This window comes from Bacteroidales bacterium, from assembly GCA_014860575.1.
Lineage (GTDB): Bacteria > Bacteroidota > Bacteroidia > Bacteroidales > JAAYJT01 > JAAYJT01.
In genome coordinates, this window is record JACZJK010000032.1 from 91,267 (window position 1) to 98,477 (window position 7,211).

At 39.8% G+C, this 7,211-nt stretch carries 5 protein-coding genes; all 5 read right to left on the bottom strand.

Features of this window, described 5'->3' with window-relative positions; all coding sequences use genetic code 11:
* Window positions 1-285: 285 nt before the first annotated feature.
* The 5 genes from IH597_08915 to IH597_08935 all read right to left on the bottom strand — a co-directional run bounded on the left by IH597_08915 (window position 286) and on the right by IH597_08935 (window position 7,022).
* Complete coding sequence (locus IH597_08915) at window positions 286-2,478, bottom strand: ATP-dependent helicase (GenBank protein ID MBE0662574.1); 2,193 nt, start codon at window positions 2,476-2,478, stop codon at window positions 286-288.
* A 235-nt stretch (window positions 2,479-2,713) separates the two neighbouring features.
* Complete coding sequence (locus tag IH597_08920; protein MBE0662575.1) at window positions 2,714-3,952, bottom strand: DUF3987 domain-containing protein; 1,239 nt, start codon at window positions 3,950-3,952, stop codon at window positions 2,714-2,716.
* On the bottom strand, window positions 3,949-4,248 hold the full coding sequence (locus IH597_08925; protein ID MBE0662576.1) for a helix-turn-helix domain-containing protein: 300 nt from the start codon (window positions 4,246-4,248) through the stop codon (window positions 3,949-3,951). Before IH597_08925 ends, IH597_08920 begins: the two co-directional genes overlap by 4 nt.
* A 605-nt stretch (window positions 4,249-4,853) precedes the next feature.
* A complete protein-coding gene (locus tag IH597_08930) occupies window positions 4,854-6,167 on the bottom strand; it encodes a site-specific integrase (protein MBE0662577.1) in 1,314 nt (437 codons plus the stop codon).
* A gap of 507 nt (window positions 6,168-6,674) precedes the next feature.
* Window positions 6,675-7,022 carry a hypothetical protein gene (locus IH597_08935; protein ID MBE0662578.1) on the bottom strand — a complete coding sequence of 116 codons (348 nt, stop codon included), beginning with the start codon at window positions 7,020-7,022 and terminating at the stop codon, window positions 6,675-6,677.
* Window positions 7,023-7,211 lie beyond the last annotated feature (189 nt).

Here is a 7,211-nt window from a genome sequence, read left to right on the forward strand (position 1 = left end):
AGTTGGAAGTATTGGACAGGTAGCTTAGTTTTATAATGGCGTATGAAAAGCAAATATAAACACATTTGCAATGTAAGGCTAAATTTTACTTACTGAAATAAGCACTTGTTGCTAAACATTGGAAGGGAGACTTAATCAGCGTTACTTTAGAAGATAACATACTATTATATAAATAATTATAAAAAACCCGGTCAGTCTTTTACTCTAACCGAGCTTTACTTGTAATGCTATTTCATTACTGCGAAACGATCACCTGATATTATTCATACCTACCAAGCATGGTTTTTAATTCAAAACCTCATAATGACTTTCTTCAACATCGTAAAGAAATCTCGTCGGCAAAGTAAAAACTGCTCCATAAACAGGAACATAAGCTGGCATTGTAATATACAGATTCTCCATAGCCCTGCTACAAGCCACATAAAATAACCGGCGCTCTTCTTCAAGCTTTTCGATTGTTTCCAATGCTTTTATCGATGGGATCAGTCCGTCAAGTGCGAATGGCAGGAAAACTGTATGCCATTCAAGACCCTTAGCAGAATGAATGGTACTGATAACCATAGGTTTTTCATCAGGTTCTGTCATGGGTGTATTTTCATCCTGGTACCGGTTTGATGGTGGGTCAAGTGCAAAGTCGGTCAAAAATTTTCTCATGTCGTCGTATTTCCCGGCAATGATGGCAAAAATATCAAGGTCCTTGTTTCGCGAGGCATAGTCATCTTCTATCTGCTTCAGAATCGGTTTGTAATAGTTAATCATAATTTCAACTGTCCGTGATACGGTGAAATTGCCTTCTATAACCTGATTCAGTGTGGCCTGAAGCCTTTCAAGTTCGGGATAATACATGCGCTTTGAAAACCTGGAAAGCTCTATAACGCCCTTATTTTGATGAATCTGATCAACAATTTCTCTTGCTTTGAATTCGCCAATACCTTCGATGAGTTTTAAAATCCTGTGCCATGACAAAGCGTCAAGGGAATTTTCAGTAATTTTTATCATCGCCATAAGGTCCTTGACATGCCGACGCTCGCTAAACTTAATTCCGCCGACTACAATATAAGGGATGCCTCTTTTTTGAAGTTCCGCTTGTACATAGTTTGAGTGCCAGCTTGCCCTTGTCAGAACGGCAAAGTCTTCATAGTCGAGTTCGTTTTCCCGCAATTCAAGCATGGTGTCAACAATAAATTCTGCTTCATCCTGTCCGTCAGCAAATCTTCTGACTATTGGTTTTTTACCAGTATCACGCTCTGCGAAGAGTTTTTTCTTGAAGCCCAAGCGAGCGTTGCTGATGACATCGTTGCAGAAGTTCAAAATGCCCTGATCGCTTCTGTAGTTTTGCTCCATCATAACTATCCCACAACTGGGGAAGCTTTGCGGGAACCTTAAAATGTTCTCAAAATTTGCTCCCCGGAAACCATAAATGCTTTGTGAATCATCGCCCACCACTGTTACTTTGCCGTTTTCCCCAGCAAGTAACTCAACAATCTCCCGTTGAGCATTATTTGTATCCTGGTATTCATCAACCAAAACATACTTGATTGACTGCTGAATCCGACTCCGGAATTCTTCGTTGTCCCGAAGCTTATCTCTGAGAACCAACATTAAATCGTCGTAATCAAGCAGGTTCGACATTGCTTTGTATTTTTGCTGGGCCTGGTCAAGGATTTCGATTTCTTCAACATAATCAAGGTTTTCATCAAAAAATTCGGTTATTACGTCTTTAACTGAACGCTCCAGATTTCTGGCTCTCGAAATTATCTTCTGTATTTTCCCCTTCCTTGGAAATGCCGGACCATCCTTCATTCCCGTTATGCCTAACTCTTTTTTTACCAGATCAATAATATCGGCAGTGTCTTCAGTATCAATAATTGTGAAATTGTTCGGGATTCCAATAAGATAAGCCCATCTGCGTAGCGCATAGTTGGCGAAGCGGTGAAAAGTACCGCCCAACACATTGCCGACAGCAGTTTCTGTCAGGAGGCTTTCAACTCTGCCAAGCATTTCGTCTGCCGCTTTCCGTGTAAAAGTCAGCAATAAGATTTCACTGGGAGGCACCCCGTTCTCGATCAAATAAGCCACCTTGTAGGTTATCACCCGTGTTTTACCACTGCCCGCGCCTGCAATAACAAGCATTGGTCTGTCAGTGGTTGTAACAGCTGTAAGCTGCTGGTGATTAAGCTCTTTTTGATATTTGATCTTGAATTCCGGTTTTTCAGTAAACGGAGCATGTTCGATGATCTTTTCTCCGATGCCTTCAGCTATTGCCTTTAATTCTATAATTTTATCGAGGCATTCATCAGATAATTCCGGTTCAATAAATCTTCCCTTGTTTTTTAATTCCTCGTTTAATTCGGTTGCGCCAATTTCAGTACCGTTTTCCTTTGGTAGGGCAAGCGCAAACCTTGCGATCATTTCATCAATGGAAGAGTGGCAAACTGTTGAATCCGTTTGCCCTGGATAATTGAGTTCATTTCTCATTTTTACTGTATTCGTTTAACATTGCTATTGCATTTTGGTGATACACTGGTGAACACCTTAACTGACTAATATTGAATGCGTAAATGCCGGTGTAACATGTACCTTTTGTTTTATAATAAATAATAACATACTTAATAATTATTGAATTAAAGAATACGTTGTGTTACATGTTACATTCAGTCCAAACCCAGGTCAGGCAAGGCTTTTGCATGTAACACAACTGTATCACTTTGGTTTATTTGAGCGCCCGATATACTGTTGGTCTTTCTACACCAAGAAGTCTTGCTACCTCGGTTTTAGGCAACCCAGCTTCATTTACGAGATAGCGGATTACCTGAGCCCGGTTGATTGGGGGTAACTTTCCTTCACCAAAAATCCTGTCATAGACTTTTAGGGCTGTTGCCCGGAAATATTCGGTGATATCAACTGCGGCCTTCATCTCCTCAAATGTAATCTCGTCTGATGTTTCGGAATTGAAAAACATGTTCATTCCTCGGATTACGATTGCTATGCGTATGCAGATGATGTCGAATTTTCCGTAAACACCCTTTAGGTATCCGATCTCTGTTGCATTTGAAGTTTCTGCATTGTGGTTAAACCATTCGGCATAGTAAAGTTCTGCCTCTTCTCCCAGCTTCAGGGTTATGGTTTCAGGGATTTTTGCCAAAGATTCAAGGAATAATCCAAACTGCTGGAATAGTTCCGGCGGAACAACATCCTTGCTATAATTTGGTTTTACAGGATTATCAGGAAAGGCAAATACAAACCTTGCCAGAAAACCACTCTCTGCCCGTGCATCTTTAGCCAGGGTAGGAAGTAAGTCCGGTTGTATTCCACCTGCAACCAGAATAAATGGTTTCGGAATATTTGTAATTCTGGCCGAGCCTTTGCGATTATAGGGCATAGACACCTGATTAAAAGAAGAAAGCATGTTCGATTGCTCACCGCTTTTGTTGTATCGTCCAAAATCATCAATCCATCCCTTCAGTTCGTCCCGGTAATAAATAATTCCACGGGAATTAACCGAATGCACCTCAGCCATAGCTTCCGGAGTGGCATCTTTTAAAATGTATTGAAAACAACGGGGTCTTTCCGTTCCGTTGCTTGTGTCCGTCCCGTTCTGAGTCCTCTCCCAGTCTTCAATCGCCTTGTTGTAGGTCGAGATTGATGCATTGTCCTTCTGCTCAAAATATTGCAGACATAACTTCAGCGGCTCAGTTTTGCCGATTGAAACATCGCCGACGTTACACAGCCAAAGTATTGGCGCATCAGTATACTTGGTTTTAATCACAATCTTATCGCCAATGCCAAGCGCTGTAGCGATAATAACACCACTTGCCCAATAATCACGTGGGGTTTGGTAAGTTGATGTACATGTTGTTATGAATTCCTGGATAAACTCAGGGAAGCCCTCAATGGGCAACAACGGGGTTGTAGTAACAATTAATTGATTTTCAATTTTTTTTTGGGTCATTTTACCTCCTGTAATAAGTTCAACATCGGATGTTTCTTAGTTTCCATCCAGGTATTAAGATCAGATTTCTTGAATCGAAGTTCCCTTCCAAATTTGTAGGCGGGAATTTCACGCCTCGAACGCTTTTGATAAATCGTGTTTTTACTAAGTCCTGTTAATTTTGCTAGTTCATCGATAGACAAATATTCCGGCTCGTTTGTGCTGGTTGAGCCTGCCAGTTGTTGCTCTATTTTCTCAATGCTGATTGTCAGCTTAGAGAGCAACTCTAAAATTTCAAATGATTTCTTTTTTTTCATAATAAAAGAAATTTAATAAAATACATGCAATCATGGCGTTAGGATGATTGTAGCAAATATTAGGCTGTTTATTTGACAACCCCTCGCATCGGCTTATTGATGTAACGCCTGAGCTGTGCGAGATTTTTGTTGAAGGTTAGTAATAAAAAAAGGTAATTGAATTTGTGGGGATGTGTACTGGTGAAAAATTTGTACGTTGGTGAGATTGAAGAAGGCATTGGCATTGAATAGCGGGTAATAAAATGAATTGAAATAAAAATTGGTTGTAAAAATTTGTATTTGAGTAAAATGGAAATTATATCAGTTGTTAAATTCTGGTTAGCAGTTTTTTGTAAAAAATATTTCAAAGAACGAACAATGCTGCTCAGTGGCTAAATCTGGTCTATGCAGTTATGGTGGAGATGCTGGAATAAGTTTAAAGTCCATAATTTCGAAAGCGCTGTTAATCAGTTTTTTATAAATACGTTTGTAAGATATTGATGTTAATTAGTCTTATTATTTATCTGTAAATCAGTCCTTTAAATCATAATCATTAATTTCTCAATACAATTATAAATATACGTCTCAGAAAATAAAGGATAAAAAAATAGAAAAAACATAAATGCTCAATTAATTATATTCAACTCCGAATTATCTTGTTTAATAGGAACTGGATCGTCTGATTGACCCCTCAATGCCTCTGCCCACTTCCTTTTATGCTTAATACTGAAGGATTTAAGATAATTATCGGTTGTTTTTATGTCAGAATGTCCGAGGGATTCGCTGATAAACTCAACCGGCGCTCCGCTTTCCTTCAAGATGGAAGCATAGGAATGGCGGGCATGATAGGTGGTAATTTTTTCGAGGCCAAAATCCACGCACATTCTACTGAGATACTTGTTTGTGGTTTTTACCAGGTTTTGAACAGCAGTTCGTTTTTGTAACGGTGAAAATCCTTTCTTGAAAAAAGGAAAGATGTAGTTTTCGGGGTCACCCTTGAATTTTGCCCACTTTTCAATGATTGCTTCAGTTTTCTTTACAAGCAGCACCTCTATTTTTTTCTGATTGCCTTTTGTGCTTAACTGAGTTTTGGCCCTGACAAACTCAATCGTGGTTTCACCATCACTGATCTTCACGTCTTTTTCCCGGATACTACATATATCCTTAAAATTCATGCCGTTTGAAAAGTAGGAGAAAATCCAAAGGTCGCGTGCCTGGTCCATTGGTGAACCTGAAACAGTCTCGAAATCTATTATTTTCTTAATGTCATCCAGGGCCAGAGCCTTTTTGATATTGGAACCGGCTGGTGGAGTGAATTTACCCCTGCCAAAGGGATAATTGGTTGTCACACCATCTGAAATTGCAAGGTTAAATATTGTACGAAGGCATCGACAATAGATCCCGACAGTTGTCGCGGAGCGAGGTTTTTTATCTTCAGCTTCTGGTATGGCGACAAACCAGTTTTCATACTGTGTAAGATAATCGGGTGTGACCTTGTTAAAGTCCATGCCCGGATCATACCCTTTGAAGCTATTGTAAGCACTTTGATAACTTTGTGCTGTTGATACCCGTCCATTATCTGTCAATTCCTTTATGAATTTCCCGAAATATCCAAAGAGATTTTTTACTTCACCCTGCCCATAAAATCTATCTCTGAATTCCTCGAATGAGAACGGTTGTATCTTTTGGGCTTCTTTCTGAGCTTCTTCCAACACTTTTGGAATCAATAGTTTGATATCATGAAGACTTCCTCTGGGGCTTTGAGTCTGGATTCTCAGCCACTCTTCCTTTGAAGCTTCAAAAAGAATATTATTAGTTTTGGACATGGGGAGATTAAAATAGCGTTGCTTTTTCCCAGAGGTGATCCGCAGCTTGATTGGGAATTTTCCATTGCTCTTTGGAGTCCGGTTCTCCAGTACGATGTTCATTTTATAGTTCATATTCTTGCTTTTTTAATTTTTGATCTAAACAAACTAAGAATTTCTGTCATCAATAAGTCAATTTTTTTTTGGGGCGCAAAGGTACACAAGTTGAATTTTAACCTTAAAAAACGATATTAGCGGCTATTCTTATGACCCTTAATAAACATACTTTTTAGCATACCACTGAAATAAATGACGATAAATGATAGTCAAGATGCTACAAGTTCCAGCAGCTTTATATGCTTGTATAACAGAGTGATGTCAAATGTCCACAAGTGTTCATATATGTTGACAATCTTCATACACAGACTCTGAATCAGAAGAGTCTAGGTTCGAGCCCTAGTCGGACAACGGATATAACTATATAAGCCTGTATATCAAGTGATTGCAGGCTTTTTTCTTGAGTAGGTACAACATAGGTACAGCTTTTCAAATAGTTTATTAAGGGTGATATAGACCTGTTATTCTGTGAGTTACAGAATTTTTTTGGTGTCAGTTTCAGGATGGAATTGCAGGTAGAATTCGTCATGATACTTCGGGTATTAACGTATTGCGCAGAATATCAGGGAGAAACAAGGATTCAATAATTTTGAGATCAGTTTTTGAAAGTGGTTTGCCTCTGTCGGCTTTTGCGGTGATCAGGTCCAGATGATCCTCTGCCTTCTGATCTTCCGGCACCCAGGTATCCATTTTCGATTCCCAGGCTTTAGCCTCTGCGTTTCTTTGTGCGGTGTCCTGGCGCCTTAATTCCCTGTTCAGGGTTGAAGCCTGAATCATGTTTTCGTAGTACATGGATCGCAACTGGCGGGCTGTTGGCGCCGGTGTTAGTGGCTCGTGGCCGGCGGTCTCAAAATTTATGGATAATTGATGCATGGTTGTAAAATTTCAGCAGGGGTAAAGCTGGCCGGCTGCTACTCAGCGATGAAAATCAGAAAGGTGTAAGCGTGTGATTGTAAGCCTGGGAGAATAATTCAAGCAGCCGGTTGTAGTTTTCGGCTAACTCTTTTATGTGCGGATGATCTGAAAAGGAGGGATCATCTTCATGATAGGGTGAAATAACCC